This window comes from Nonomuraea sp. NPDC049684 (genome assembly GCF_044465345.1).
Classification (GTDB): domain Bacteria; phylum Actinomycetota; class Actinomycetes; order Streptosporangiales; family Streptosporangiaceae; genus Nonomuraea.
On sequence record NZ_JBITLO010000026.1, the window covers coordinates 1 to 25,840 of the forward strand.

Below are 25,840 nucleotides of genomic sequence, written 5' to 3' on the forward strand. Positions count from 1 at the left end.
GATCCGCGACGACATCCACGAGGCCTTCATGACCCTCGCCGCCGCGATCATCTGCTGGCGACGCCTCAACCGCTGATCATTCTGTTAGGACTTCTTAGAGTACCTCCGGCCGCACAGCAGGTAAAAGGCCCGCCGGGATCATCCCAGAGGGCCCTTTTCGTGGGCGTACAACAGCGCAGCCCGACACAGCCGGTCCCACGCGTACAGCTCCTGCCGACGGGACGCTGGCCGCTCTACTCAGGCACCGCCGAGGCCCTCTCGTAGACGCTGGACCCAATCCGCGGGGAAGACCTGCTCAAGCCGCTCCCTGCTGGTCTCCAACAGCCCCTCCTTCGCCAAGGGAAGAAGGGCGCCGTCCTGGACGGCCTTGTGATCCTCGGGTGCCGGGCAGATCAGGACGGCGAGGATCCGGCATGATCGTTGAAGCTCCTCGATCCCCGTCGTGTGGATCATGCTTCTGATGGGTTCCCACGCCGTCCGTACGGCATGACGCACCAGCGCATCGAGGAGAACGCTGTGGCCCTGGGCCTTGCGGGACTGCAGGACGACCGTCGTCACGTACTCCGGGATTCGGTCCATGGCTTTCGAGAATTTCTCTATGGCCTCAGCCACCGTGACGAGAAGATCACACCAGAAATGATCGGTGAGTTTCCTTCTGGCTTCTCGAGGCTTGCTCCCGCCGAACCTCTTGTCCAGCTCCTGGATGACGGGACCGGCCAGGATGTCTCCGATTTCCTGGATGCGGTCGATGGTGTCGGGGTTTTCGGATAGCCAGTCAACGAGATCGACCGTGGCGCTGTCGGTGGCTGCTGCCTGTCTGTCCTTGGATGGCTTTCGTCGCCCTACGGGAGGCCGAGTTGCGGTCCAGGCGACGTCGCTGCGACCTCTTGCCTCTTGACGAGCAACGGGAGAGGGGTCTCGGGCCAACAAGAGAGCGTTGGTCCAGCCGTGCTGCGCCCCACCGCACGCGGAACATCCACAGTAATGCCCTTTTGCCCGCTCGCAGACCACAGGATGCGTCATTCGCCCTCCGCTACGTCCGAAAGGAAGTGGACTGGCGCCTCACTGGAAGCCCTATTCTTTTGAACCACAAGCAGCGGAAAGCGAAATGGCCACCGTAGCCAGTCCGACATATCCCTTCGGTTATGGCTAGATCCTCTGCACACACATAGGTCCTCTGGGATACCCCCAGAGGACCTATGTGTAGTACCGCGAGATTAGTTATGTCTCGCTTGAACGGTCGTGACTCTGATCCAGCCGGCCAAGCACCTTACGAGTTTTGAGGCTGGGATTTGAGTGCAAATGTCCATGGTCATCGAGATCTGCGAGTGGCGCAGGATGAGCATTGCCACGCGCGGGTGAACGTCGAGGCGAACCGAAGCGAGGCACAAGTATGACAAGGAGCCGGCAGCCGACTCTCGTGAGCTGGTGAGAAATTATGAGCGCTGTTCTGGTAATCCGCCGCAGCGACGAGGACAATTGCGCCTAACTGACCAGAGTTGAACGTTGGAGAGACCGTTGACGACAGGTGAGAATGGAACGGCCGGCAAGGACACAGTGGGTGCGAAGCAGATGTTCATGGCGCTGCCAGCGCGAACGGATGACGGCATGGCGTCGTTCCGACAATGCTTGGTGGCCGTGGTTGACCTGCTGGGGATCGAGGTGGTGCCCGAGCCGCATTCCGGCGATCAGCGGCGCTGGGTTCAGCGGGCGCGGGCGGCACTCCGGAAAGCCTGCCGTGATGGCCTGACATTGTCTGATGCGTCCTTCGATGTACTCATCAAGGCGGCCGTCCACGACCCGGACCCGAGCTTCAACCGTCAGTTCATCGAGCCAGCTTTGAACGCATTCGGACGTTGGCGCGTCCGAGCGGCGCTGCTCGACCATCTGCTGACGGGCACCGACGAGGAGCGGGCCGGCGCTGCGCGAGCGTGGTACTGGTCGGCTCTACCGCTTCAGCTCCACCAAGTGCGAGCAGAGACTCCGACCGCTGAGGGGCAGACAGAGCCGGATGACCCATCGCTCCTGACTCAGGACTGGCACCAGGCAGCACTTAAAGAGTTCGTGAGTAATGAGCACTTGAACGTGCGGCGATGCCTCATCCCCGGACTACCACTCTGGCGATCCGCGTACCCACCGGAGCTGCATGACCTTGTGGACGCGGCGGTGTCGATCGCCCGCTCGCATCCAGACGAGTACATCCGTCATCGCGTGGAACACCAGGTGCGCGCTTGACCGATCCCGATGGTCTTCGAGACCTGATCTCCTGTATACCGCGGCCCGCGGAACCCGTACGCCAGCACGGTCCCAGCCCAATCGGCTGCGAAGGGTGGAGATCACGACGCCTGTGGGTATGCAGGCACCGCTACCTCCAAGCGGCGGCCTGCACATCGGTTGAGGACCGAGACCATCGGCATGGTTTTGGCCCGGCACGATGGGCGATCTGACATGTCCCTAGATCAAGGCTGTGGTTGCTGAGTGGATGAGGACTTTCTCCACGACTGCAAGGGCGGGGCGCCTGCGGCGACCCGCCGCCCGTGGGCGGTCGCCGGCCGCGCTGCGGATCTTCGGTCGGTCGGGCCCAGCGTCACCCACCCGCCTTCGATCATCCGACGACAGAACTTGTGACACAAGGAAGTCCTTTCCCGATGTCGTCGTGGTGGTGGCCCTGACGATCGCTCACTTCGGCGCTGGCGGTAGCCGGTTGTGGTGATCGGCACGGTGCCACGGGGGCGGGTGTCGTCACGCGAGACATGGTGGCAGGCCGTACCGACAATCAGTCGAGATCGGCGGACGCCCCGGCCACCGGTTACAGGGTCACTTTCCACCGACTCGCATTTGCCTTTGGGGCTGGCAAGAGGCCGTTGATGAGGCGTCCGCGCTTGCCTATGGCTCAGGTGTCGTACAGGCCGTCCCAGGGTTCGTAGAAGCCGATGTTGTTCGGGTGGAACTCGGCGTGTTCTTCGCCTTCGAAGGTTTCGATGACGAGGCCGAACAGTACTCCGTCGAACGTGTGCTGGAAGGGTCGGATGGCGATGTCGTCGAAGCGGAGGCCCGTGAGATTGTCGAGCCAGTGTTTCAGTCGCTCTTCGGCGAGGGCGACGGCCGAGTGGTGGTCTTCGTCGGTTCCGGTGTGTTCGATGCGGGAGCCGAGGTGGTGGCCGGCGGCGTCGAAGGTGTGCAGAACGGCGTACCAGCGCTTGTGCTTCTGCCAGTCGTCGGTGTGGGTGTAGTCCCCCTGGAAGGCGGCTGTGACGGAACCGAAGAACTGGCCGCCTTCCCAATGGCCGATCGTGTCGGTGTGGTAGCCGGGTTCGTGAACGATGGGGATGATCTCGGGGACTGCCATGCGGTGGACAGTAGGCGTTGGGACTGACAACGGGGGTCGAGGGCCGCCGGCCGCATCCATGTGAAGGGCCCGCACTGGTTGGTCGCCGTTCTCATTACCTGGCGCGTAATCGCGGTCCTTACGTCGCGCTGCCATTGTTCAGGTGTCGAAACGAGCACTTGAAGGAGCAGAGATGACCGCCCTCACCATCACCGCCGACCGGACCAAGTTCCTGCGCCTCGCTCTTGTTGCGGACGCCGTCGTCACCGGCGTCAATGGGCTTGTTTACCTGGGCCTGGCAAGCCTCGTGAGCGACCTGCTCGGGCCGGGCGCGGGGCTGCTGCGCGAGATCGGGATTTTCCTTCTCGTGTACGGCGCCGCCGTCGGCCTGGTGGCCGCGCGTCCCACGATCAGCCAGAACGCGGTCAGGGCCGTCATCGCGTTGAACATCGTCTGGACCCTGGGCAGTGTGGCCGCGGTCGTGACGGGCGGGCTTGAGTTCAGCACGCTCGGGGCCGTCTGGGGCATCGCGCAGGCCCTGGTCGTGGGGCTGTTCGCCGAGCTGCAGATCACCGGGCTGCGCAAAGCCCGTCGCTGAACCCCCGGACGGCCTCGTCTCCGAAGGCATCGCCGACCGTCCTGCCGCAGCCGCCGCGCATCGGCGCGGCGCGCGGCCGGGCATCGGCGCGGCGCGCGGCCGGGTCGTGCTCAATGGCATGGCGGTTTCAGAGGCGGGGGTGGGCTTCTCCCCAGAATCCCAGTCCGGGAGCCGTTCTTGGCTGCGTGGCGGGCGTCGCCTCGGTACGACGGCTGGTCATGTGGTTCGTGTGCACCACCGGCTCGCCGGTGACGTGCTGCGATATGGAGATCGGCCCCAAAGCGGGCTCCAGGACGGCGCAGGCACTGGCTGGAATTTATTTCAGGCGCGATTCCGCTATGCGATCAATAAGGTTGTCTCCCATGCGACGCCGGAAGACAGACGTTGTGAGGCTGCGCCGTCACGCTGACCTGGCACCGCCATCCCGGGGCGCGGAGATGGTGACTACGGCGGCAGGTCCCGAGGGAGAACTCGTCGTCGTGTGGGCCGCGCAGGAGAACATGGATGCGCTGACCGCCCGGACTGTCGCCTCCGATGGGGCTTCTTTTCCCTGTTCACGTACGGCTGCGCCAGTCCCGCTACATGTCGCCACCTATTGCCCCCATCTGGCGGGGTCGGTTTCCATCGCCCGGCACTCACAGGCGCACAACCACGTCCAGCCGCTGCCGGACGGGGCCGTGCTCCTGGTGGGGGCGCGGTGCCGTTTGCGCGACGGAGCGGCCGAATCCAATGCCGCCGTCTACGATGCCGATGGAAAACTCCTGCGAAGGGGCGTGCTGGGAGACGGAATCGCCGACGTCCAGACGACGGTTTCCGGTGACATATGGGTGAGCTATTTCGACGAAGGCGTGTTCGGCAACTTCGGCTGGGGAGAAAATGGCAGTCCTGCGCCCATCGGCTCCCCCGGGCTGATCCGTTTCGGGGCCGACCTGGCTCCCGCGTGGCGATATCCGTACGACGGCGAGTTCGGCGCGATCTCCGACTGCTACGCGCTGAACGTGTCGGGAAATGACGCGTGGGCCTACTACTACACCGACTTTCCGCTTGTGCGGGTTCGAGGCGGCGCGGTCGCCGGCTGGTCCACGCCGGTCAGGGGCGCCTATGCGCTCGTCGTCGCCGGCGACCGGGTGGCGTTTGTCGGCGGCTATGCAGATCATCGGCGCCGGGTGGTCGCTGGGAGCATCAAGGGAGAAGGCTTGTCGGTGGATCGTCCCACCCGGCTGGTGATGCCCGACGGACGGCCTGTTCCCAGGACGGCGGCCGTGCTGGGGCGAGGCGGTGAGCTGCACGTCGTCGTGGGGGCTGCTTGGTTGAAGGTGGGGTTCGAGGACCTGGCGTCAGGGTGAGCGAGCGAACGGCGCGTGCGGTGTCTGTGTCAGTCGAGTGGCCATAGTTTGCGGCCTTTGGCGAGGACGTGGCCGAGGATCGATCGGGCCTGGACGACATTGGCGTCGACGTCGCCGACCACGCTGTTGCGGTCGCCGATCTGGACCCCGCCGGCTCGCGCGTCAGGGGACGGGCCCTACAGGCACGGCAGCCCAGTCCGTGGCCTCGCGATGAGTCGGGCGGGAGCCATTCCGGCCCATGGCAGCGTGACGGCTCGCGGGTCGCGCACTCCACGCGACCAGCTCGGCCGTCACAGCCCGCGCCGTCGGCCTTCGTCCGGCGGGCCGACTGTTGCGGCGGGCCGGCTGTTGCGGCGGGCCGGCTGTTGCGGCAGGCCGGCTGGTACGGCGTCCCTCTGCTGCGGTGTTCCTACGGCTGGACGTACGCCTCGATGCCGTCGAGGATTCTGGCGAGGCCGAATTCGAAGCCGTCGAGTGGAGTTTCGTCGGCGAGGAACATCGGGTCCTGGATCGCGTCCGCGACGGCGTTCAGGTTGCGGGAGCGGAGCTGGTCGTCCAGAAAGACGCGGACCGCGCGGACCGCCCGTTGCTGGTCGGGGTTCGCGCGGCGCAACGCGGCCGGTGTCGGGGTGTTGCGTCGCAGGTTGGCGCCGTACCGGGCGTGGCTGTCGAGGAGGTACGCGCAGTTCAGCATCAGCTGCGACTCCATGCCGGTCGGCCCGAGGGCGGTGATCAGGGCGTCCAGCCAGGCCGCGTTGTGCGGGGTCAGGGAGACGGTGGTCGGCACGTCCAGCAGCCACGGGCGGGAGAGGAAGCGCTCGAACAGCCGGCGTGACCACAGCGCGGCCGCCTCCCGCCAGTCGCCGTCGGGCAGCTCGGGCGGGTCGCCCCAGGCGCGATCGGCCAGGAGGACGATGAGCTCCTCCTTGGAGCTGACGTAGCGGTACAGCGCGTTGGCGGTCACGCCGATCCGGGCGGCCACCTTCGGCAGGGAGGCGGCGGCGATGCCCTCCTCGTCGGCCAGTTCGGTCGCGACCGCGATTATCTTCTCGACGCTGTGCGCCGGCTTGGGGCCGCGCCGCCCGCCGGTGTCGACGACGCCCCAGGCGGCGGCCAGGCCCGGCGGCAGCGCATCGAGGTCGGCGTCGGGCGCGGGATCCGGCGCGGGCTCGCGGTCTCGCGTGAGGTCGCGTCCGGAGCTGTTGCGTGGGGTCATGCCGGCATCCTCTCGAAGATCTGAAGGAAATAGTAGACGGCTTACACAGTTGTTGCTACTGTGCATGCCATGAACACTTCATTGCTTACACAGATTCAGCTCCCGCACACGGCTCGCCGCTGGATCGGCGTGGCCGCGATCCTCGGCGCCGTCTTCGCGATGGCCGAGCTCCCCCTCTACTTCGTCGTGCCCGCGTGTGACCCTCCGGCCTGCAGCGTCGAGACCGGCGCCCTCATGCCGGACTGGCTGATCCTCACCCGCACGCTGTTCAACTTCTGCGCGCTGACGCTGTTCCTGGTGTTCATGAGCGGCGTCCGGTCGCTCATCACGCGGGCCGACGCCCGCTACGAATGGTTCGGGGCGGTCGCCGGCACCGCCGGGGTGGCGTGGACGATCATCGACATGGTCGCCAAGGGCATCGAGGGCAGCAGCGCCATCAAGGCCGTCGAGGAGATCGACCCGACCCGCACCGTGCCCACCTACCTGCTCTACGGCTCCATGAGCCACCTGATGCTGGTCGTCTTCGGTGTCGCCTTCGGGTACGCGGTGCTGCGCACCGGCGCCCTGTCCCGGTGGGTCGGCTGGTCGTCGTTCGGCATCGCCGCACTGCACCTGGCCGGGGTGCCGTCGATGTTCTTCGGCTTCAACTCCTCGGAGTTCTACGCCTCGAACGGCTGGGGCGCGGTCGCGATGTTCAACGGCATCGCCGCCATCTGGGTGGCGGCCGTCGGCGTCGCGGCGCTGAGGAAGAGGGTCATGCCGACGGCGAGGTTCGTCTGACGGCGGCGACGCACGGGGCACGTACGCGCGACGAGTTCAGCGGGTCGGCTCCCACTGAAGCGGGTCGGATACCGCCGAAACCGGTCGGATACCGCTGAAGCGGGTCGGATGCCGGTTGCAGCAGGTCCGCTGACCTCCCGCGCGCCGAACTCGCGCGAAGAGTGGCGCACCGGTGATCAGCCCCCATGAGGAAAGCGGAGGGGTGTGGTTTCCCGCACCCCTGAACGGCCACCCGCCTCATGGTGGCCGCCCCCCGATCGTTCCTAGTCTCTGACGCATGACGGAATGGCTGATCAACCTGATGGAGCTGCTGGGCGCGCCGGGAGCGGGGATCGCGATCGCGCTGGAGAACCTCTTCCCGCCCCTCCCCAGCGAGGTGATCCTGCCGCTGGCCGGCTTCACCGCCTCCCAGGGGACCATGAACCTGGCCGCCGTGCTGCTGTGGACCACGGCCGGCTCGGTGATCGGGGCGCTGGCGCTGTACTGGGTGGGCGCGGTGCTCGGCCGCGAGCGCACGCTGGCCCTGGCCGCCCGGCTCCCGCTGCTGAAGGTCTCCGACATCGCGCGGACCGAGGCGTGGTTTCTCAGGCACGGGCGCAAAACGGTGTTCTTCGGCCGGATGATCCCGATCTTCCGCAGCCTGATCTCCGTTCCCGCCGGGGTGGAACGCATGCCGCTGGGCGTCTTCACGCTCCTGACCACGGCCGGGAGCCTGCTCTGGAACACCGCGTTCGTGCTGGCCGGCTGGACGCTCGGCGAGAACTGGTCGCTGGTGGAGTCCTACGTCGGGCTGGGCACCAACGCGGTCATCGCCGCGGTGCTGCTGGCCGTGCTGGTCTTCGTGGGCGTCCGGCTGGGCGAGCGGCGCAAGGGACGGCATGCGGCGCAGGCGGGATGACGGCGCAGGCGGGATGACGGCGCGGGCCGGTCGTCACGGAGGGGTTGCGCGACGGACCGCTCGGGTGTCCAGCCCGGTCAACGCGGTGAGGGCGTCGAGGAGGGTGGAGGCGGCCGGGGGCGGGCCGGGCCAGCGCGCGGCGACGTGCCCGTCGGGCCGGACGAGCACCGCCCCGTACGCGCTGAGCCCGCAGGACGCGGCGTGTTCCGCGGGAAGGCGCTCGACGCGCAGCGGCCACGGCGTCGCCTGCGGCGCCCAGGCGGCGGGGTCCGGGGTGAGCACAGTGAACCATTCGCCGAACGCGTCCAGGGTCGAGCGGTCGCGGGCGAGCCAGAGGTGCGGCATCCGGCGGCCTGGCTCCGCGCTGGGCGCGTAGTCCGCGCCCGGCGGCTCCGGCGCGGGTCCCTCGTCCGCGAGGACGGCGCCGGAGCGGTACGTGACGCCGAGCACCAGGCCGAGCTGCGCGAAGTACCGCTCCGACCAGGGCAGCTCGACGTGGTCCGGCGCCGCCCGGCCGGCCCGGAGCTGGGCGCGGCGCCGGTTCTGCACGTCGAGCATGAGCTCGGTGTTGGCCACCGCCTGGCGCAGCGTCCGGCAGGCGACGGGCCGCCGCTCCTCCTCGTACGTCTCCAGCAGGCCGGGAGCGGCCCACCCGCGCAGGACGCCCGCCAGTTTCCAGCACAGGTTGTGCACGTCGGCGATGCCGGTGTTCATGCCCAGCCCGCCGACGATGGGCATGGCGTGCGCCGCGTCGCCGGCCAGCAGGATCCGTCCGTGCTGGAAGCGCTCGGCGACGAACGCGTCGCTCTCCCAGTGCTGGACCCGTACGACGTCGGCCGGAACGTCGCCGAGGGCGCGCGAGAGAAGGGCGGGCCAGTCGGCGTGCGGGCCGTCGTCCGGGGTGGGGACGAACCAGGCCCAGCCTCCTTCCGGATACAGCGGCGCGAACAGGCCGTGCGCGGTGAAGTAGACCCCGGCGGGCTGGTGGGCGCACCAGCGGCGGAGGTCGGCGTCGAACACGACGGTGGTGAAGCCGCCCATGCTGCCGGGGCCGGTGACGCCGATGCCCAGCAGGCGCCGGACGGTGGAGTTCGCGCCGTCGGCGGCGAGGACGTGGCGGGCCCGGAGCCGGGTGCGCTCGCCGCGCCCGGGGCCGTGGAGCACGACGGCCACGCCGCCGTCCGCCTCCTCGCTCAGACCGGCGAGCACCAGGTCACCGAGCGCCAGGTCACCGAGGGGCGGGCCGACGAGGGGCAGACCGGCGAGGGGCAGATCACCGATGGACAGCCCGGCGAGTGCGACGCCGAAGCGGACCGGCGACCTCGCCCCGGCGAGCAGGACGGGTTCCAGGCGGTCCTGCGAGGTGACCACGCCGGTCACCGGGCTCTCGGCCACCGGCGCGTCGATGCCGGTCATCGCCGCCGTGGCGAAGTCGCGGCTGCGCATGGTGTCGCGGAAGCGGATGCGGCCGTACTCGGGGGCGAACGCGCGGGCGGTGATCCCGGCGGCGAGCCCGAGCCCGCGGTAGATCTCCATCGACCGCACGTTGACCAGCCGGGCCCGCGGGAAGGGCGACGGCTCGCGGTGCCGTTCGACCAGCAGGACCCGCACGCCCCAGCGTTCCAGCAGCGCCCGCGCGGTGAGCCCGACCGGCCCGCCGCCGACGATCAGCACCTCCACCTCGCCCTCCGCCATGGGGACGCTCCGCAGCCGATCCACGCCTCATCGTAAGCAGGAGGTCGCTCGACGAGGCCCATCATCGGCAGGAAGGCCGGGCGCGCAGTGGCCGGCCCGTTGTGCGGGTTCATGGACGACCGGGTCATCGATCTCCGTGACCGGCTGCGCACCCTCACCGCGCAGGCCCTGCAGAGCGCCGCCGCCCGGCTGCTGGCCCTCGGCCGGCCCGCCGAGGCGCTGCCGTACGGGCTGGCCGCCGTGCAGACCGAGCCGTGGTCGGAGAGCGCGAACCGCATCCTGCTGGAGATCCACGCGCGCCGCGGCGACCCCAGCAGCGCGCTGCGCCAGTACGAGAAGTTCAGCGGGATTTTGCTGCGGGAGCTTGGGGTGCCCCCGGCGCCGGACATCGTCGCGGTGATCCAGCAGCTCTCCCCCTTCGGCGCCGGCCGGGTGAAGGCGGTCTGAGCGCGACCGCCAAGGCGGTCTGAGCGCGACCGGCCAAGGCGCTCCAATCGTGAGGAAGGCCGCGGGAAAGCCGGTCGGCCGAAGCGTTGCGGCGGGGCGGGTGCGAGAGGCGGCACGGGCCGGTGAATCGTCCGTAAGCTGAGCATGTGTCTCCCGCTCTGGTCCTCCTCGACGGCGTCCGCTGGCACGGCGCGCGCGTCGTGGGCGACCGCGCGCACACCCTGCTGGCCGTGCTCGCCCTGCACGGGCGCGCGGGCGTCGGCGACGAGCGGCTGGTCGAGGAGCTGTGGCCCGACGGCGCGCCGGCCAACCCGACCAAGGCGCTGCAGGTGGTCGTCTCCCGGACCAGGGCCGCGACCGGCCCCGACGTCGTCGTGCGCGTCCCGCGCGGCTACCGGCTCGGGCTGCCCGCGGACCAGGTCGACGTCCTGCTGCTGGGGACGCTGGTGGAGCAGGCGCGGTCCGCGCTGGGCCGGGACGACGCGGCGCTCGCCCGCCGCCGTGCCGAGGAGGCCCTGGACCTGGTCGTGGGCGGCGGCCCGGACGGCGCCTCGGGCGCGCCGGCCGACCTGCGCGCCGTCGCGGCGCGGCAGGCGGCCGAGGCCCGGCGGGTGGCGGCTATCGCGACCGCCCGCGGCGGCGCGCACGAGGCCGCGCTGCCGCTGCTGGAGGAGGCCGCGGCCGAACGGCCGCAGGACGAGGAGCTGCTGGCCTGCCTGCTGCGCAGCGAGGCCGCCGTGCGCGGCGCCGCCGCCGCGCTGGAGCGCTACGAACGCCACCGATCGGGCCTGATCGCCCGGCTCGGCACCGAACCCGGCCCCGAGCTGGCCCGCGTGTACGCCGAACTCCTCGCCGCGGACCAGCCGGTGCGCGTCGGCCTCCAGTTCGACGGCTCCTCGCTGCTCGGCCGCGAGGACGACATCCGCGCCGTCCACGCCCTGTTGCAGACCAACCGGGTGGTGTCCGTCGTCGGCCCCGGCGGCCTGGGCAAGACGCGGCTGGCCCATGTGGCGGGCCGGAACGCCGCGCAGCCCGTCGTGCACTTCATCGAGCTGGTCGGCGTCTCCTCGCCGGAGGGCGTGGTGGGCGAGGTGGGCTCGGCGCTCGGGGTCCGCGACTCGGTCAGCGGGCGCCGTATCCTGACCGCCGGGCAGCGCGCCGACGTGCGCGCCCGCATCGCCCAGCACCTCGACCAGGCTCCGGCGCTGCTCATCCTGGACAACTGCGAGCACGTGATCGAGGCCGTCGCCGACCTGGTGGCGTTCCTGACCGTGACGACCCGAGACCTGCGGGTGCTGACCACCTCGCGCGCCCCGCTGTCGATCCCCGCCGAACGCGTCTACCTGCTCGGCGAGCTGCTCGCCGAGGACGCGGCGGAGCTGTTCCGGCAGCGCGCCACCGCCGCCCGCCCGGGGGTGCGGATCGGTGAGGAGGCGGTCGCCGAGGTCGTCGCCCGCCTCGACGGGCTGCCGCTCGCGATCGAGCTGGCCGCGGCCAAGGTACGGGTGATGTCGGTCGAGGAGATCGCGCGGCGGCTGGCGGACCGGTTCGCCCTGCTGCGCGGCGGCAACCGGACGGCCCCCGACCGCCACCAGACGCTGCTCGCGGTGATCGACTGGTCGTGGAACCTGCTGGACGAGCCCGAACGGCGGGCCTGGCGCTGGTTGTCGCTGTTCGGCGACGGGTTCACGCTGACCGCCGCCGAGCACGTGCTCGGCCCGGACGCCCTGGCCGTCGTGGACGCGCTCACCGAGCAGTCGATCGTCGGCGTCCGCGAGACGGCGTACGGCCTGCGCTACCGGATGCTGGAGACCGTCAGGGAGTTCGGACGGCTGCGGCTGAAGGAGGCCGGCGAGGAGACGGCGGCCCGCGCCGCGCAGCGGAAGTGGGCGACGGCGTACGCCCTCCAGCACGCCTACATGCTCTTCGGCCCGGCCCAGTACGAGTCGGCCGACGCGCTGCACGCCGAGGAGGGCAACCTCGCCGACCTGCTCCGGCAGGCGCTCGGCGAGGCCGACCCGGCCGCGGCGGTCCAGTTGCTGGCCGGGGTGGGCTCGCTGTGGTCCATCCGCGGCGACCACACCCGGATCTTCGTCCACCGGGAGGCGATCGGCCAGGCGATCAAGGGCTGGGTGCCGCCGCCGCCGCTCGTCGAGGTGACCAGGGTCGCCCTGTTGATCACGCTGATGAACACCATCGCCGTCACCGACCGCGCCCACGATCCCCTGCGCCTGCTCCTGCAGGACCTGCCGGAGACCGGCGAGACCGACCCCCGCCTGGTGGCCATGACGGCGGTGGCGCTGGCATGGGACCGGGACGACGCCCACCGCACGCTCCTGGAGCTGCGCCGCAGCGCCGACCGCGACGTGGCGCTGGCCGCGGCGCAGGCGAGCATCCACGTGCTGGAGAACGTCGGGGAGGTGCACCAGGCGATCGAGGCCGCCGAGCAGGCCCTGTCGCTGCTCCGCGGCGGCGAGGGCCCGTGGATCGGCGCGGTCGCGCACGCCGTGCTGGCCCACCTGTTCATGCAGCTCGGCGACCGCGGGCGGGCGGTCGGCCACGCGCGGACCGCCCTGCCGGTCATGCGCCGGCTCGGCGCCGCCGACGACGAGGCCCAGCTCCGCTCGGTCCTGCTGATCTCGGCGCTGGCCGACGGCGATCTCGACGCCGCCGAGGCCGAGCTCGCCGGCATCAACGGGATCAGCAAGGGTGAGACCGTGCTCGGCAGCGCGGCGATCGACCTGCTGTGCGCGGCCGAGATCGCCCTCACCCGCGGGGAGACGGCCGCGGCGCTGGTGCACTACCGCAGGGCGGTCGAGCGGGCGCGCGACCTGCGTCCGCCTGGGTTTCCGTACGAGGGGGCCACGGCCTGGTCGGTGGTCGCCGAGTCGACCGCGCTGACGGCGTACGCCCATCATGCCGGGCCGCGGGAGGCCCGGTACGGCGCGGAGCTGTTCGCCGCCGCGCAGAGCTACGACCTGCTGATCGTGACGAACCCGGTCCTCGACTTCCCGGTGTGCGGCTCGATGTTGTTCGCGCTCGGGACGTGGGGGCTGCTGCGGCAGGCCATGCGGGCGCGCGACGCGATCAGGCTGCTGGTGCTGGCCGAGCGGTTCGCGTACAACGGCACGATGCCGAGCATGCACTTCGAGCTGATCGAGCCGCACGCGGAACGGGCCGCGCCCGGCACGCTCGCGGCCATCCGGGCCGAGTACGGCGACCGGCGCGGCCCCGACCTGCTCGACGAGGCCCGGCGGCACGTCGAGCAGGTCTTCGGCCGGGACCGGCGGCGCTCACATGTGCCGCTTGTAGCTGCGCACCGACAGGGGCGCGAAGATCACCATGACGACCGCGCACGCCAGCAGGGTCCAGGCCACCTCGCCGCTGACGAGGGCGTTGTTGGCGAGGTCCCGGGTGGCCGTGACCAGGTGTGAGACCGGATTGACCCGGACGAACGCGGCCAGCCACCCCGGCAGCGTCTCCACGGGGACGAACGCGTTGGACAGGAACGTCAGCGGGAACAGGATCATCATCGAGATGCCCTGCACGGCCTGGGCGCTGCGGGCGATCGTGCCGACCCAGGTGAAGATCCACGCCAGCGACCAGCCCGTGAAGATGGCCAGCAGGATCGCGGCCAGCACGCCGCCCACGCCGCCGCCCGGCCGGTAGCCCATCACCAGGCCCATGCCGAAGGTGAGCGTGGCCGCGATCGTGTAACGCAGCAGGTCGGCCACCATCGGGCCGGCGAGCGGCGCGATCCGGGCGATCGGCAACGACTTGAACCGGTCGAAGACGCCCTTCTCCATGTCCTCCCGGAGCTGCGTGCCCGTCGCCATGCACGTCGTCAGCACCGTCTGGGCGAGGATGCCGGGGATCATCAGCGGGAGGTAGCTCTGCACGTCGCCGGCGATGGCGCCGCCGAAGATGAAGGCGAACATCGCGGTGAACAGCAGGGGTTGCAGCGCCACGTCGAAGAACTGCTCCGGGTTGCGGCGCATCTTCTTCAGCGCCCGCCAGGCCATCGACAGGGTCTGGGCGACGGTCTCCGCCAGGGTCACGCGCCGCCGGGCGGCCTCCACGCGGTCGGCGGCCCGTACCGTCTCGCGGGTGGGGGCGATCATGGTGCTCATCGGTTCTCCTCCGTGCCGGTCGCGGCGTCGCCGTCCGTCCCGTGGCCGGTCAGGACGAGGAACACCTCGTCCAGGCTGGGCTTGGCCACGCTCACCGACGAGATCGACACCCCGGCGGTGCGCAGGGCGATCAGCACCTCGGCGGCCAGGTCCGCCTGGTCGAGCGCGACGTTGAGGCGGCCCTGCTCCGGGCTGAGCACCGGGTCGGAGCCGAGCACGCGCCGCACGACCTCGACGGCGGCCGGCACCTCGGCCGGGTCGGCGAGCAGCAATTGCAGGGTCGAGTTGCCGACCGCGCTCTTCAGCTGGTCGGGCGTGCCCTCGGCGACCTTGCGGCCGTGGTCGATGACGGCGATGCGGTCGGCGAGCTGGTCGGCCTCGTCCAGGTACTGGGTGGTCAGCAGCACGGTGCAGCCGTCGGAGACCAGGTCGCGGATGGCGTCCCACATCTGGCCGCGGGTGCGGGGGTCGAGGCCGGTGGTGGGCTCGTCCAGGAAGATCAGCGGTGGCCTGGTGATCAGGCTGACCGCCAGGTCCAGGCGCCTGCGCATGCCGCCGGAGAACTGCGAGATCGGCTTGTCGGCCGCGTCCTCCAGGCCGAACTGGCCCAGCAGCTCGGTGGCGATGCGCCGGGCGCGCGGCTTGGCGATGCCCTGGAGGCGGCTGAACAGCCACAGGTTCTCGCGGGCGGTCAGGTTCTCGTCGACGGAGGCGTACTGGCCGGTGACGCCGACGAGCTGGCGGATCACGTGCGGGTTGACGGCCACGTCGACCCCGAAGATCTCGGCGCGGCCGGCGTCGATCTTCAGGAGGGTGGCCAGCATGCGGAGGGTGGTGGTCTTGCCCGCGCCGTTGGGGCCGAGGACGCCGAAGATCTCGCCGGTGCGTACGTCCAGGTCGATCCCGTCCACGGCCCGGTGTGCGCCGAACGTCTTCACCAGCCCTTCGGCGCGTACGGCCGGCTCGGTGGCCGCTCTGGGGGGCGGGCCGACCCCGGTCTGCCCGAGTTCTGTGATGCTCATGTCTCCACTGTCGGGGACGCCGGTTTCATGACGCCCTCGACAAGGTTTCACCGGTTGCCGAGGAGAATGTACGGATGCGTGCAGCGCCGTGGATGATCCTCATCGGTCCCGCCGCAGCGGGCAAGAGCACCCTGGGCGAGGGCATGGCCGCGGCGACGGGCCGGCGCTTCGTCGACATCGACGCGATCGGCGCCGGCTACTACGCCGAGACGGGCTGGGACATGGACCGGCTGCGCGCCCGGATCCGGGCCGTCGGCCGGGTCGCGGCCGAACGGGAGTGGGAACCGGCCCGCGCCCATGCCGTGGAACGCGCGGTGGCCGACCATCCGGACGCGATCGTCGCCCTCGGGGCCGGCCACAGCCACTACACGCGGCCGGAGCTGTTCCTGCGCGTCCGGGCCGCCCTCGCCGCCGTCGAGCACGTGGTGCTGGTGCTGCCCTGCGCCGACGAGGAGCGATCCGTCGAAGTCCTGCGGCGGCGCAGCCTGGCCGCGAAGGGCACCGACTGGATCAGCGCCGACGGCCACGACTTCCTCGCGGAGTGGGTGCGCGCCCCGGGCAACCGCACCCTGGCCACCACCGTCCTGCACACCGCCGGACACACCCCCGCCGAAACCCTCACCCACCTCCTGACCACGTGCGGAACCAGCTAGCCCTCCAGGACGGCCTGCCGCTGGCGGTTCAGCAGGTTTCTCGGACGGGTCCAGGAAGGCATGGAACCGGTCACGGGGTTTCCCCGATGTTTCCCGTACGGCCGCCACGCCGGGCCGACCAGCCAGATAATCTCATCGGACAATAACTAAATGCATTAATCTGACGACTGTGAGTAATGGACACGTTGTCGGTACGCCCCCGCTTCGCCGTACCCTCACCCGCGTCCTCCGCCGCGTCGGGAGGCGGGGCGCCTCCTTGACGTTCGTGGGCCTGCTGAGCCTGGCCATCGCGGCCTCGCTGGCGTTCGTGCCGGGCAACCAGCGCGGCACGCCCGGCTACGCGTCGCTGGCCGTCATCGCGCCGTTGCCCGCCTGGGCGGCGGTCTGGTGCGCCCTCGGCATGCTCTGCCTGGCGCAGGCGTTCATGCGGTCCGACCGGGTGGCCTTCGCCGCCGCGACCGCGCTGCTCCTCACGTACGGGCTGATCTATCTGATCTCGACCTTCACCGGCGACAACCCGCGCGGCTGGGTCGGCGGGGCGGTCTGGCTGGCCTTCGGCGGCTGGATCGCGCTGATCGCCACCTGGCCCGAGGCCGTCGTGCTGGGCCGCCTGCCGGGCGGCCGCGCGGCGTCCTCGACGGCCGTCATCGTGGCCGACGCCTCGGGCACGATCCAGTCGTGGAACCCGCAGGCCAAGGCCCTGTTCGGCTGGGACACCGACGAGGCGGTGGGCAGGTCGCTGACGATCCTGATGCCGCCGCGCTTCCGCGACCCGCACACCGACGGGCTCGCCCGGGTGCTCTCCGACGGCCACTCCGACCTGGCCGGCCGGATCATCCCGCTGGTCGGCCTGCATCGCGACGGCAGCGAGTTCCCGATCGCGCTGACGGTCAACGCCTGGCACAGCGACGACGGCGTCACCTACACAGGGGTGATCCGTCCATTGGGGGGCCGCCATGTCCGCTCTGAGTGACATCCTGGTCCAGCTCGGCGTCGGCATCGTGCCGCTCGGCGTGGCCTACCTCGCCTTCCGCTCGGCGACGGACGCCAGCAAGAAGTCCCAGCAGAGCGCGTTGCTCCAGGTCGAGCACCAGGCCGAGGTCGAACGCTCGAAGGTCGACGCCGAAGCCTTCATCCGCGCCAAGACGATCTACGAGGACGCCCTGGCGCAGATGGAGAAGCAGATGACCCGGATGCAGGGCCAGGCCAGCCAGCTCGGCGCGGAGCTGGTCAACGAGCAGAGCAGCTCGGTGGCGATGCGCGACCAGATCCGCCGGTTGCAGGCCCAGATCCGGGCCCTGGAACGCACGGTCCTCGCGTTGCGCTCCCAGCTCGTGGACGCGGGGCTGTCACCGGCGCCGCCGTCCGACCTGACCGGGCCGCATCTGCTGCGGCCGCAGCGCTCGGCCGATTAGGAGGCGTCGCGGGTCAGGCCGTGGGCGGCGGCCAGCAGCTCGACGGAGCGCAGCCACGCCTTCCTGTCGGGCGCGGAGGAGACGACGATCAGCTCGTCGGCCTGCGCGTGCGTGGCGAAGCGGGTGAGGTAGTCCTCCACCTCGGCGGGCGTGCCGACGGCCGAGTACTGCATCATCCGCAGGATCTGCTGCCCGCCCGGCGATTCGAGCACCATGTCGGCCTCCTCCGGAGTGAACGTGCGCCCGCGCCCGAGGAACCGGCTCACCCGGTACCGCTTGGCCGTCAGCAGCTGCTCCTGCGCCTCCTCGTCAGTGTCGGCGGCGATCACGTTCACCCCGGCGATCACGTACGGCTCGGCGAGCTGCTCGGACGGCTTGAACTCGCGCCGGTAGAGCGCCACGGCCTCCTCCAGCGCGTCGGGCGCGAAGTGCGAGGCGAACGCGTACGGCAGCCCGAGCGCGGCGGCGAGCTGGGCGCCGAACAGCGACGAGCCGAGGATGTACAGCGGCACGTTCGTGCCCTTGCCGGGCGTGGCGTCCACACCGGGGATGCGGGACTCGCCGGTGAGGAATCCCTGCAGTTCGAGGACGTCCTGGGGGAAGGTGTCGGCGGCGCCGGGGGTGCGCCGGAGGGCGCGCATGGTCGGCTGGTCGCTGCCGGGGGCGCGGCCGAGGCCGAGGTCGATGCGGCCGGGGTGGAGGGTCTCCAGGGTGCCGAACTGCTCGGCGATGGTCAGCGGGGAGTGGTTGGGCAGCATGATGCCGCCCGCTCCGAGGCGGATCGTCCTGGTGTGAGCGGCCACGTGGGCGATGAGCACGCTGGTGGCCGAGGAGGCGATGCTCGGCATGTTGTGGTGCTCGGCGTACCAGATGCGGTGGTATCCCAGTTCTTCGGCCCGCTGGGCCAGGCCCACGCTGGCGGCCAGACTCTCGCTCGCCGTCTCTCCGTCGCCGATGTGCGCCAGATCAAGGATGGAGAGTGGAACAGTCATGGGGAACGAGCCCTTTCGCCTGGACGGTGGCCATCGGGCAGTGCAACCGTAACGGCTCTCCGCTTATTTCCCGGGCTCGTGGCCGGGCTCGTGGTCAGGGCGCCCCCCGCGCGGGGGCGCCCTGGAGGCGTCAGGACGCGGTGCAGGTGAGGGCGGGCGGGGTGCTGGTCGCGGCGTCGCCGTTGGCGAGGAAGCCGAACGTGGTCGTCGCGCCGCCGGCCAGGGCGCCGTTCCAGCTCAGGTTCGTGACGGTGGCGTTGCCGGACAGGTTGCCGTTCCAGAGCTGGCTGATCGTCTGGCCGCCGGGGAACGTCCACTGGACCTTCCAGCCGGCGGTCGGCGCCGAGCCGGTGTTCTTCACGGTCACCTCGCCCTGGAAGCCGCCCTGCCACTGGCTGGTCACCTTGTAGGCGGCCGAGCAGCCGGCCGGGCCGGTGGTGGGGGTGACGGTGGGGGTGACCGTCGGGGTCACGGTGGGGGTCACGGTCGGGCTCGTCGTGGGTGAGGGCGCGGCCATGGCCAGGTCGTACGCCCGCTGCGGCACGAACTGCCCGGCCGCCGCGATGCAGCCGTCGGCCTCGCCCGGCGGCTTGACCCACAGATAGGCGTCGATCGCCGCGTCACCGGTGTTCGTGGTGCTCCAGATGCCCGTGGCCCGGCCGGCGGGGTCGCACCACTCGCTGCCCGCCGGGCCGTTGCCGTTGCGGCTGGTGTCGATGACCGCCTTCAGCCTGGACACGCCGGTCGCCGCGATGACGCTCTTGGCGTACGACACCAGTCCCGGCGTCGCCCGGTAGTTGGAGGTGTTGAGCGCGATGCCGTCGGCGCTGCCCCCGACGTCGGCGCCGTTGAGCCTGGACGCGGCCTCCGACGCCGACAACCAGGCGTCGTGACCGATGTCGAAGTACACCTTCACCTGCGACGACGTCGCCTTGAACTTCTTGCCGGCGTACGCCATGGACGCCTTCACCTCGGCCTGCTGCGCGGCGTTCATGCAGTTGGTCATGATGGCCAGCGCGTCCGGTTCGAGGACGACGGTCGCCGCCCGCCCGCCCAGACCGGCCGCGATCTGGTCGATCCACGCCCGGTAGGACGCGTGGTCGGGCGCGCCGCCCGCGCTCGCGCCGCCGCAGTCGCGGTTGGGCATGTCGTACACGACGACGATCGGGATCTTGCCCGCCGCGGCGGCGGCCCCCACGTAGGAGTCCACCTGGCCGCGCACGGTCGTGGGGTTGTAGCTGGCGAACCACCGGCCCTGCGGCACGGCGGCGATCCGGTCCCTGATCACCGGCGTACGGCTGTCGCCCGGGTTGGCGGCGACCCATTTGGCGGCGTTCGTCTGGGGATCGACGTAGAAAGCGGAGTCGGCGGCCTGGGCGGTGGACGAGGCGAGGACGACCGCCCCCGCCACGGCCATGGCGGTGGCGGCGAGCAGCGCCGCGAGCGCGGGCCTTCTGCGAGACATGAGGTTACTCCGTCCGTAGAGTGGGAGTGGGAGCGCTCCCACGGCTCTCTCCGGATGGTAGGGAGCCCGCCCGGCCGCAGAAAGACATCCGACCGTTGCGAACCGGCTTTCCTCCGGCTTTCCCCAGGCCAGGACCGGTGAGGGCGATGAAAGTTTCACTCCGCCAGGCACGCCTCGAACACCGCGGTCAGCCGGTCAACGTCGGCCGCCGTGGGCTGCTCCGGGCCCAGCCGGCGGCGCATCGCGCCGATGCCCAGGAAGACCGCCGTCGCCATCCTGGCCCGCGCCTGGACGTCGGGCCCGTCGAGCTGCGCGGCCAGCGGATCGAGGATGGACGTGCGCAGGCGCTCGCGCACGACGTCCTGGATCTCCGGATGGGCGGCCGAGCGTTCGAGGGTGCGCAGCACCGGGCTCTCGGGGTCGTGGTGCATGCGCTCGGCCGCGTACTCGGCCAGGCGCCGCGGCAGGCTCCCGTGATCGCCGGCCAGCAGGGCGACGAACGTGGGCTCGCCTTCGAGCACCGCGCCGAAGAGCCCGGCCTTGGAGCCGAAATAGCGGCCGACCAGGGCGATGTTGGCCTCCGCGGCCGCGGCGATCATGCGGACGGTGACCTGCTCGTATCCGTGCTCGCCGAACAGCACGCGTGCCGCGTCAAGGATGCGCTGCCGGGTGGCCTCGCGTCCGCGGGGCCGGGCGTCCGTCGTCGGGGCGTCCATGTTCCGAACTCTACTCAGGAATAAAGTCACTTGCCGCGCGGCTAGTAAACATGCGTATACTCAACATTGGACAAGTGCGTACGAAGGGGATGTGGTGTCTTGGTAGCCCAGGCACAGGCCGCGCCCCCCGCCCGAAGGCAGTACACCCACCGCGAGATCCTCGAAGTCATGTCCGGGCTCATGCTCGCCATGCTGACGTCGATGATCTCGACTTCCGTGGTGGGCACCGCGTTGCCGACGATCGTGGGGGAACTCGGCGGTCAGGACCAGTACTCGTGGGTGGCCAGCGCCACCATGCTGACGATGACGGTCTCGACACCGTTGTGGGGCAAGCTGTCCGACCTGTTCGGCCGGAAACTGCTCTTCCAGACCGCTCTCGGTCTGTTCGTGGCGGCCTCACTGGTGGCCGGTCTGTCGCAGAACATGGGTCAGCTCATCGCGGCACGTGCCGTGCAGGGCCTGGGCGTGGGTGGTTTGTCGGCACTTGCGCAGGTGATCCTGGGAGACATTGTCTCGCCGCGCGAGCGCGGCCGGTACTCCGGCTACATGGGCGCCGTCTTCGGGATCTCCACCGTCGCCGGGCCGCTGCTCGGCGGGTTCATCGTGGACACCGACTGGCTCGGCTGGCGCTGGTGCTTCTACGTCGTGGTGCCGTTCGCCATCGTCGCGTTCGCGGTGGTGCAGAAGGTGCTGCGGCTGCCCAAGGTCAAGCGGAACACCTCGATCGACATCTGGGGCGCGACCACCATCACGGCCAGCGCGGCCTCCCTGATGCTGCTGCTGACGCTGGGCGGCAACGAGTTCGAGTGGAACTCGTTCTGGACGTACTTCCTGGCCGCGTTCGCCGTGCTCATGCTGGCCCTGGCGGTGCTGGCCGAGCGTACGGCCCGCAACCCGATCCTGCCCCCGCGGCTGTTCAGGAACCGCACGTTCGTGCTCACCAGCGCGGCCTCGCTGTTCGTCGGCATGGCCATGTTCGGCGCGATGATCTACCTGCCGCAGTACCTGCAGATCGTCAAGGGCCTGAGCCCGACGAACTCGGGCCTGATGACGCTGCCCATGGTGGTGGCGCTGTTCCTGGCGGGCGTGATCTCCGGCAAGATCGTCACGAACACCGGCAAGTGGAAGATCTTCCCGGTCGCCGGGCTCGTGATCGTGGCCGTCGGCCTGTTCCTGCTCTCCCGGCTGCACGTCGACTCCAGCGAATGGCTCATCGGCCTCGACGTGGGCGTCCTGGGCATCGGCCTCGGCCTGTCCATGCAGATGCTCATCCTGGCCGCCCAGAACGGCTCCGAACTGCGCGACATGGCCTCGACCACGGCCGGCGTCTCGTTCTTCCGCTCGCTCGGCGGCGCGATGGGCGTCGCGGGCTTCGGCGCGATCCTGACCAACCGGCAGGCGAGCGAGTTCGCCGACCTCGTCGCCCAGGCCCGCCTCCACCTGCCCGGCACCGGGCAGAAGCTGGGCAGCCCCGCCGCCATCCAGCGCCTGCCCGAGCCGATCAAGGGCATCATCCTGGAGTCCTTCACCCGGGCCCTGGAGACGGTGTTCCTGGTCGGCGTGCCGATCGCCCTGCTCGGGTTCCTCGCCGCCCTGTTCCTGAAGGAGCTGCCGCTGCGCGGCACCACGATGCCGGCCGGCCCCAAGCCCCTCGGCAAGGACGACCTCGTCCTGGCCGGGCTGCTCCTGGAGCTCATCGCCCAGCGCGTCGAGCGGTCGAACGGCCAGCCGTCCGCGCTGCTCTCCGCGGTCGCCAGGATGGCGCCGCCCGACGGCCGTCCCGAGCGCGAACGCGCCTGGACGGTCGCCCAGAACGTGCTCCGGCCCACCTCGCGCGCCCTCATCGCGCAGGCCACGCCGGCGCAGCAAGACCTCGTATCCGGAGGAGTCTCACAATGATTCGCAAGTTCGTGGGCGCCGTAGCGGCGGCCCTGGCGGTCATGGCCGGCCTGTGGCTGATGATCGCCCCCTTCGCCCTCGGCACGCAGCCCGAGAACGCCGACTGGACCGACCCCACCACGACCGAGTTCTTCTCGGGCCTGGGCGTGACCGTCTTCGGTCTCGTGGGCGTCGTCGGCTTCGTCCTGGCCATCTACGAAGAGCTCGTGATCCGTGGGCTGGTGACCGTCAAGCAGCGCGTGAAGCCGGAGCCCGAGCCCGAGCCCGTGCCCGCCGCGCCGCAGGCGTCCTCGGCCGAGCTGGCGAGCCTGCTGGCCCCGCTCGTGGAGGCGCTGCGCGAGGACATGCACAACCCGAGCCGCGGCGGCGAGCACCGTCAGAACGGCAAGGCCACCCTGGTGGGTCTGGAGGAGTCCCGATGAAGGCCAAGCTGGGCATTTCCGCCCTCGTCCTGCTGTTCCTGACCGGGTTGTGGCTGGTCGCCGCGCCGTTCGCGGTCGGCTACCAGCCCCGGGGCGCCGTGTACGCGGACGCGACCGTCAACGACCTTTGGGTCGGCGGCGGGCTCGCCGCGGTCTCGTTCGTCGCCCTGGTGATCTACGCCGCCGACTCCCTGCGCGAGCTGGCCCGCCGCGGCAAGCACGCGGACGTCTGACGCGAGTCGTGCCGTGTTCGGCGGTAGCACAGACCCCGGCTGGGAGCCACTGGAAGGCCGGCTCCCGGCGGGGCAGTTCGAGATCGGCAAGGACGGCGCCGGGCTGCTGGTCGTCGGCTTCGACGGGTCGGACCCCAGCCGCAACGCGCTCGCGTACGCGGCCGGCCTGGCCCGGCGCGACGCCGCCGCGCTGCTCGTCGTCTTCGTGGAGCCGATCAACAGCACCACGTTGTGGTTCTTCGCCGGCTCCCCGATCATCCCGGACAGCGCGGCCGACCTCACCGACGACCTCCGGGACGAGCTGAGGGGCGCCGGCGTGCCCTGGCAGTTCGTCAGCGCCCGCGGGGACACCGCCCGCGAGCTGGAGGCGCTCGCCGGTTCCTACCGGGCCGACGCCATCGTGGTCGGCAGGTCGCGCTCCTCCTGGCACGCCCTGGGCGGCTCGGTGGCCGTCGGCCTGGCGAAACGGGCTCGCCGTACCGTGCTGATAGTCCCCTGACCTGGCATGACGTCGCATATGGTGGCCAGATGAAACGTACAGCCGCCATCGCGTTCGTGGTGCTCACGTCCGTTTCGTGCGCAGGGCAGGCGCCCGTCGCCTCGTCCGGCGCCACGCCCACGCCCTCCGCGCCCGCAACCGGGACGACGACGTCGCCCACGACCTCGCCCACGAGCGAGCCGAGCCCGGCGGCTCCGCCGCCGTTCACCTCGAAGGTCACGAAGGTGTCGCGCGAGCGGCTGCCGTACTCGTGGCGGCCCGGTTGCCCGGTGTCCTACCAGGACCTGCGGCTGGTCACCATGTCGTTCTGGGGCTTCGACGACAAGCCGCACACCGGCGAGCTGGTCGTCCGCAAGACGGTCACCGACGACATCGAGACCGTCTTCCGCAAGCTGTACGACTGGCGCTGGCCCATCCGGCAGATGAAGCTCGTCGACGTCTTCAAAGGCGACGACTTCGCCTCCATCGAGGCCGACAACACCTCGGCATTCAACTGCCGTCGCGCGACCGGCTCCACCAATTGGTCGAACCACGCGTACGGCCAAGCGATTGACATCAATCCACGCGAGAACCCATATGTCACTGCAAGCGGTGGCACAGCGCACCAAAATGCCAAGAGGTACACCCAGCGCCCAATGAAGGGTAAAGGTGTGGTAAACCCTGGAGACAAGGTCGTAAGGGCCTTCGCCGACGTCGGATGGGAGTGGGGCGGCTACTGGACGGGCGCCAAGGACCTGCAGCATTTCAGTAAGGGCGGAGGCTGAGACAATCCCTCATGGCGGCTAAGGACGGCGACGGCTGGGCCGAATGCGGGCTCGGACACAGACATTGGGGCATCCACGGAGCGTCGGGCCTGCTGCTCGTCCACCATGACCCGCTCGGCGTGCCCCACGTGCTCATGCAGAAGCGCTCCTGGTGGAGCCATCACGGCGGCACCTGGGGGCTGCCCGGCGGCGCCCGCGACAGCCACGAGGACGCCGTCACCAGCGCGCTGCGCGAGGCCCATGAGGAGGCCGCGCTCGGCGGCGACGGGTTCCGCGTCCAGGGCGTCTACCTCGACGACCACGGCGGCTGGACCTTCGAGACGGTGATCGCCGAGTCCGCCGAGCTGATGCCGGCCAAGCCTGCCAACAGCGAGAGCACCGACCTGCGCTGGCTGCCGCTGCCCGAGGTGGCCGGCCGCAAGCTGCATCCCGGCTTCGCCGCGACCTGGGACCGCGTGCAGGCCGCCATCCGTCCCGAGACGATCGTGCTCGACGTCGCCAACATCATCGGCGCGCGGGCCGAGCACGGCTGGTGGAACGACCGGCTGGGCGCGGCCACCCGCCTGCTCACCGACGTGGCGGAGCTCAGGCTGTTCCATCCGGTGTTGTCGCAGTGGTTCCCGCGGGTGGTCGCGGTGGTGGAGGGCGCCGCCAGGAGCACCCCCGAGATCCCCGGGCTGCAGGTCGTCGCGGCCACGGGCAGCGGCGACGACGCGATCGTCGACGTCGTGGCCCGGGCCAAGCCGTGGGAGCGCGTGCTCGTCGTCACGGCCGACCGCGGGCTCCGGGAGCGGGTCGCCGAACTGGGCGCCGAGACCGAGGGCCCCCGCTGGCTCCTGTCCCAGCTCGGCCCGAGCCGCCTCTAGACGGGCAGCACCTCGTCGAAGGCGGCCGTCAGGCCGGTCACGTCGAGCACCCGTCGCAGCACGCCGTGCACGCCGACCAGGCGTAACGAGCCGCCCTGCCCGGCGACCGCGCGCTGGTGCTCCACCAGCGTCCACAGGCCGCTGGAGTCGCAGAAGTCGAGGTGGTGGGCATCGATCGCGAGATCCACGAGCCCTTCGGCGGACAGCTCGGCCAGCCGCCGCCTCAGCAGGGGCGCCGTGACCTTGTCGAGGTCTCCGGCAAGGCGCACCGTCGCGTCGCCAGGACCGCGCTCCACCTCGATGCCGAGATCCGCCACCTCCTGAACGTACACCCCTGCCACCACAGCCGCTATCGTGGTGTCCGCACAGGAGGGTTCGCATAGTGGACGAGTGCAGCCGCCTTGAAAGCGGCCAGGTCAGCGATGGCCTCGTGGGTTCGAATCCCACACCCTCCGC

Annotated in this window: 25 protein-coding genes, 1 tRNA gene and 1 pseudogene; 17 read left to right on the forward strand and 10 right to left on the reverse strand. The window is 70.5% G+C overall.

Translation table 11 applies throughout. From position 1 onward, the window contains the following. Nucleotides 1–237: 237 nt before the first annotated feature. On the reverse strand, nt 238–927 hold the full coding sequence (locus tag ACIBST_RS46910) for a hypothetical protein (RefSeq protein ID WP_397179945.1): 690 nt from the start codon (nt 925–927) through the stop codon (nt 238–240). A 591-nt stretch (nt 928–1,518) separates the two neighbouring features. On the opposite strand from ACIBST_RS46910, the gene ACIBST_RS46915 reads away from it, so the two are divergent. After that, on the forward strand, nt 1,519–2,235 hold the full coding sequence (locus ACIBST_RS46915) for a hypothetical protein (protein ID WP_397179946.1): 717 nt from the start codon (nt 1,519–1,521) through the stop codon (nt 2,233–2,235). 658 nt (nt 2,236–2,893) lie between these two features. Here the strand turns inward: ACIBST_RS46915 and ACIBST_RS46920 are convergent. Then, nucleotides 2,894–3,349, reverse strand: a complete 456-nt coding sequence (locus ACIBST_RS46920; protein WP_397179947.1) for a hypothetical protein — start codon at nt 3,347–3,349, stop codon at nt 2,894–2,896. A 172-nt stretch (nt 3,350–3,521) separates the two neighbouring features. Between ACIBST_RS46920 and ACIBST_RS46925 the strand changes: the two genes are divergently transcribed. Together ACIBST_RS46925 and ACIBST_RS46930 are read left to right on the forward strand one after the other, a co-directional pair. Beyond that, nucleotides 3,522–3,926: a hypothetical protein gene (locus ACIBST_RS46925; protein WP_397179948.1), complete on the forward strand. Its 405-nt coding sequence runs from the start codon at nt 3,522–3,524 to the stop codon at nt 3,924–3,926. Between the two features lie 500 nt (nt 3,927–4,426). Then, on the forward strand, nt 4,427–5,272 hold the full coding sequence (locus ACIBST_RS46930) for a hypothetical protein (protein WP_397179950.1): 846 nt from the start codon (nt 4,427–4,429) through the stop codon (nt 5,270–5,272). Between the two features lie 409 nt (nt 5,273–5,681). Here the strand turns inward: ACIBST_RS46930 and ACIBST_RS46935 are convergent, their stop codons facing one another. Beyond that, nucleotides 5,682–6,488 (reverse strand): TetR/AcrR family transcriptional regulator, encoded by an 807-nt coding sequence (locus ACIBST_RS46935; protein WP_397179951.1) that lies wholly within the window; start codon nt 6,486–6,488, stop codon nt 5,682–5,684. Nucleotides 6,489–6,557: 69 nt separating this feature from the next. Here ACIBST_RS46935 and ACIBST_RS46940 point away from each other — a divergent pair, with 69 nt between their 5' ends. Together ACIBST_RS46940 and ACIBST_RS46945 are read left to right on the forward strand one after the other, a co-directional pair. Beyond that, nucleotides 6,558–7,268 (forward strand): hypothetical protein, encoded by a 711-nt coding sequence (locus ACIBST_RS46940; RefSeq protein ID WP_397179952.1) that lies wholly within the window; start codon nt 6,558–6,560, stop codon nt 7,266–7,268. A 277-nt stretch (nt 7,269–7,545) separates the two neighbouring features. Continuing rightward, entirely contained in the window at nt 7,546–8,166 is a 621-nt protein-coding gene (locus tag ACIBST_RS46945; RefSeq protein WP_397179953.1) for a DedA family protein, read from the forward strand. Nucleotides 8,167–8,199: 33 nt separating this feature from the next. Here ACIBST_RS46945 and ACIBST_RS46950 read toward each other — a convergent pair whose 3' ends face one another. Beyond that, nucleotides 8,200–9,861: an FAD-dependent monooxygenase gene (locus ACIBST_RS46950; RefSeq protein ID WP_397179955.1), complete on the reverse strand. Its 1,662-nt coding sequence runs from the start codon at nt 9,859–9,861 to the stop codon at nt 8,200–8,202. Nucleotides 9,862–9,948: 87 nt separating this feature from the next. Here ACIBST_RS46950 and ACIBST_RS46955 point away from each other — a divergent pair, with 87 nt between their 5' ends. Beyond that, on the forward strand, nt 9,949–10,308 hold the full coding sequence (locus tag ACIBST_RS46955; RefSeq protein ID WP_397179956.1) for a bacterial transcriptional activator domain-containing protein: 360 nt from the start codon (nt 9,949–9,951) through the stop codon (nt 10,306–10,308). A 374-nt stretch (nt 10,309–10,682) separates the two neighbouring features. Beyond that, nucleotides 10,683–11,921: pseudogene (locus ACIBST_RS46960) on the forward strand (ATP-binding protein); the annotation flags it as partial. 1,680 nt (nt 11,922–13,601) lie between these two features. Here the strand turns inward: ACIBST_RS46960 and ACIBST_RS46965 are convergent. After that, entirely contained in the window at nt 13,602–14,438 is an 837-nt protein-coding gene (locus ACIBST_RS46965) for an ABC transporter permease (RefSeq protein ID WP_397179957.1), read from the reverse strand. Beyond that, a complete protein-coding gene (locus ACIBST_RS46970; RefSeq protein WP_397179958.1) occupies nt 14,435–15,460 on the reverse strand; it encodes an ATP-binding cassette domain-containing protein in 1,026 nt (341 codons plus the stop codon). Before ACIBST_RS46970 ends, ACIBST_RS46965 begins: the two co-directional genes overlap by 4 nt. A gap of 74 nt (nt 15,461–15,534) precedes the next feature. Here ACIBST_RS46970 and ACIBST_RS46975 point away from each other — a divergent pair, with 74 nt between their 5' ends. The 3 genes from ACIBST_RS46975 to ACIBST_RS46985 all read left to right on the forward strand — a co-directional run bounded on the left by ACIBST_RS46975 (nt 15,535) and on the right by ACIBST_RS46985 (nt 17,528). Then, entirely contained in the window at nt 15,535–16,113 is a 579-nt protein-coding gene (locus ACIBST_RS46975) for a shikimate kinase (RefSeq protein WP_397179959.1), read from the forward strand. A 265-nt stretch (nt 16,114–16,378) separates the two neighbouring features. Then, nucleotides 16,379–17,086, forward strand: coding sequence for a PAS domain S-box protein (locus tag ACIBST_RS46980; protein ID WP_397180044.1), 708 nt, complete (start codon nt 16,379–16,381; stop codon nt 17,084–17,086). Further along, the gene (locus tag ACIBST_RS46985) at nt 17,070–17,528 is read left to right on the forward strand and encodes a hypothetical protein (protein WP_358290937.1); all 459 of its coding nucleotides are present in this window, start codon (nt 17,070–17,072) and stop codon (nt 17,526–17,528) included. Before ACIBST_RS46980 ends, ACIBST_RS46985 begins: the two co-directional genes overlap by 17 nt. Here the strand turns inward: ACIBST_RS46985 and ACIBST_RS46990 are convergent. The 3 genes from ACIBST_RS46990 to ACIBST_RS47000 form a co-directional block, all read right to left on the reverse strand. Beyond that, nucleotides 17,525–18,520, reverse strand: coding sequence for an LLM class flavin-dependent oxidoreductase (locus tag ACIBST_RS46990; RefSeq protein WP_397179960.1), 996 nt, complete (start codon nt 18,518–18,520; stop codon nt 17,525–17,527). The two genes, ACIBST_RS46985 and ACIBST_RS46990, sit on opposite strands and share 4 nt — an antisense overlap. A gap of 130 nt (nt 18,521–18,650) precedes the next feature. After that, a complete protein-coding gene (locus ACIBST_RS46995; RefSeq protein WP_397179961.1) occupies nt 18,651–19,985 on the reverse strand; it encodes a glycoside hydrolase family 6 protein in 1,335 nt (444 codons plus the stop codon). A 155-nt stretch (nt 19,986–20,140) separates the two neighbouring features. Next, entirely contained in the window at nt 20,141–20,701 is a 561-nt protein-coding gene (locus ACIBST_RS47000) for a TetR family transcriptional regulator (RefSeq protein ID WP_387672102.1), read from the reverse strand. A gap of 99 nt (nt 20,702–20,800) precedes the next feature. On the opposite strand from ACIBST_RS47000, the gene ACIBST_RS47005 reads away from it, so the two are divergent. The 6 genes from ACIBST_RS47005 to ACIBST_RS47030 are packed head-to-tail and all read left to right on the forward strand — an operon-like array spanning nt 20,801 to nt 25,384. Beyond that, nucleotides 20,801–22,600 (forward strand): MDR family MFS transporter, encoded by a 1,800-nt coding sequence (locus tag ACIBST_RS47005; protein WP_397179962.1) that lies wholly within the window; start codon nt 20,801–20,803, stop codon nt 22,598–22,600. Then, a complete protein-coding gene (locus ACIBST_RS47010) occupies nt 22,597–23,022 on the forward strand; it encodes a hypothetical protein (protein WP_397179963.1) in 426 nt (141 codons plus the stop codon). The genes ACIBST_RS47005 and ACIBST_RS47010 overlap by 4 nt, the downstream gene beginning before the upstream one ends. Beyond that, nucleotides 23,019–23,255, forward strand: a complete 237-nt coding sequence (locus tag ACIBST_RS47015; protein ID WP_397179964.1) for a hypothetical protein — start codon at nt 23,019–23,021, stop codon at nt 23,253–23,255. The genes ACIBST_RS47010 and ACIBST_RS47015 overlap by 4 nt, the downstream gene beginning before the upstream one ends. A gap of 13 nt (nt 23,256–23,268) precedes the next feature. Further along, entirely contained in the window at nt 23,269–23,754 is a 486-nt protein-coding gene (locus tag ACIBST_RS47020; RefSeq protein WP_397179965.1) for a universal stress protein, read from the forward strand. Between the two features lie 29 nt (nt 23,755–23,783). Then, nucleotides 23,784–24,518 carry a M15 family metallopeptidase gene (locus ACIBST_RS47025; RefSeq protein WP_397179966.1) on the forward strand — a complete coding sequence of 245 codons (735 nt, stop codon included), beginning with the start codon at nt 23,784–23,786 and terminating at the stop codon, nt 24,516–24,518. An 11-nt stretch (nt 24,519–24,529) separates the two neighbouring features. Further along, nucleotides 24,530–25,384 carry an NUDIX hydrolase gene (locus ACIBST_RS47030; RefSeq protein WP_397179967.1) on the forward strand — a complete coding sequence of 285 codons (855 nt, stop codon included), beginning with the start codon at nt 24,530–24,532 and terminating at the stop codon, nt 25,382–25,384. On the opposite strand, the gene ACIBST_RS47035 is transcribed toward ACIBST_RS47030, so the two are convergent. Then, nucleotides 25,381–25,716 (reverse strand): STAS domain-containing protein, encoded by a 336-nt coding sequence (locus tag ACIBST_RS47035; protein ID WP_397179968.1) that lies wholly within the window; start codon nt 25,714–25,716, stop codon nt 25,381–25,383. The two genes, ACIBST_RS47030 and ACIBST_RS47035, sit on opposite strands and share 4 nt — an antisense overlap. 36 nt (nt 25,717–25,752) lie before the next feature. Here ACIBST_RS47035 and ACIBST_RS47040 point away from each other — a divergent pair. Beyond that, nucleotides 25,753–25,839 (forward strand) — tRNA-Ser (locus ACIBST_RS47040). Nucleotide 25,840 lies beyond the last annotated feature (1 nt).

Bases quoted from the DNA above. Each gene is read 5' to 3' on its own strand.
- ACIBST_RS46930 (WP_397179950.1), top strand. From the start codon at position 4,427: ATGGATGCGCTGACCGCCCGGACTGTCGCCTCCGATGGGGCTTCTTTT.
- ACIBST_RS47010 (WP_397179963.1), top strand. From the start codon at position 22,597: ATGATTCGCAAGTTCGTGGGCGCCGTAGCGGCGGCCCTGGCGGTCATG.
- ACIBST_RS46975 (WP_397179959.1), top strand. From the start codon at position 15,535: ATGCGTGCAGCGCCGTGGATGATCCTCATCGGTCCCGCCGCAGCGGGC.
- ACIBST_RS46940 (WP_397179952.1), top strand. From the start codon at position 6,558: ATGAACACTTCATTGCTTACACAGATTCAGCTCCCGCACACGGCTCGC.
- ACIBST_RS47025 (WP_397179966.1), top strand. From the start codon at position 23,784: ATGAAACGTACAGCCGCCATCGCGTTCGTGGTGCTCACGTCCGTTTCG.
- ACIBST_RS46920 (WP_397179947.1), bottom strand. From the start codon at position 3,349: ATGGCAGTCCCCGAGATCATCCCCATCGTTCACGAACCCGGCTACCAC.
- ACIBST_RS46925 (WP_397179948.1), top strand. From the start codon at position 3,522: ATGACCGCCCTCACCATCACCGCCGACCGGACCAAGTTCCTGCGCCTC.
- ACIBST_RS46950 (WP_397179955.1), bottom strand. From the start codon at position 9,861: ATGGCGGAGGGCGAGGTGGAGGTGCTGATCGTCGGCGGCGGGCCGGTC.
- ACIBST_RS46995 (WP_397179961.1), bottom strand. From the start codon at position 19,985: ATGTCTCGCAGAAGGCCCGCGCTCGCGGCGCTGCTCGCCGCCACCGCC.
- ACIBST_RS46985 (WP_358290937.1), top strand. From the start codon at position 17,070: ATGTCCGCTCTGAGTGACATCCTGGTCCAGCTCGGCGTCGGCATCGTG.
- ACIBST_RS46970 (WP_397179958.1), bottom strand. From the start codon at position 15,460: ATGAGCATCACAGAACTCGGGCAGACCGGGGTCGGCCCGCCCCCCAGA.
- ACIBST_RS47000 (WP_387672102.1), bottom strand. From the start codon at position 20,701: ATGGACGCCCCGACGACGGACGCCCGGCCCCGCGGACGCGAGGCCACC.
- ACIBST_RS46990 (WP_397179960.1), bottom strand. From the start codon at position 18,520: ATGACTGTTCCACTCTCCATCCTTGATCTGGCGCACATCGGCGACGGA.
- ACIBST_RS46965 (WP_397179957.1), bottom strand. From the start codon at position 14,438: ATGAGCACCATGATCGCCCCCACCCGCGAGACGGTACGGGCCGCCGAC.
- ACIBST_RS47030 (WP_397179967.1), top strand. From the start codon at position 24,530: ATGGCGGCTAAGGACGGCGACGGCTGGGCCGAATGCGGGCTCGGACAC.
- ACIBST_RS46945 (WP_397179953.1), top strand. From the start codon at position 7,546: ATGACGGAATGGCTGATCAACCTGATGGAGCTGCTGGGCGCGCCGGGA.
- ACIBST_RS46935 (WP_397179951.1), bottom strand. From the start codon at position 6,488: ATGACCCCACGCAACAGCTCCGGACGCGACCTCACGCGAGACCGCGAG.
- ACIBST_RS47015 (WP_397179964.1), top strand. From the start codon at position 23,019: ATGAAGGCCAAGCTGGGCATTTCCGCCCTCGTCCTGCTGTTCCTGACC.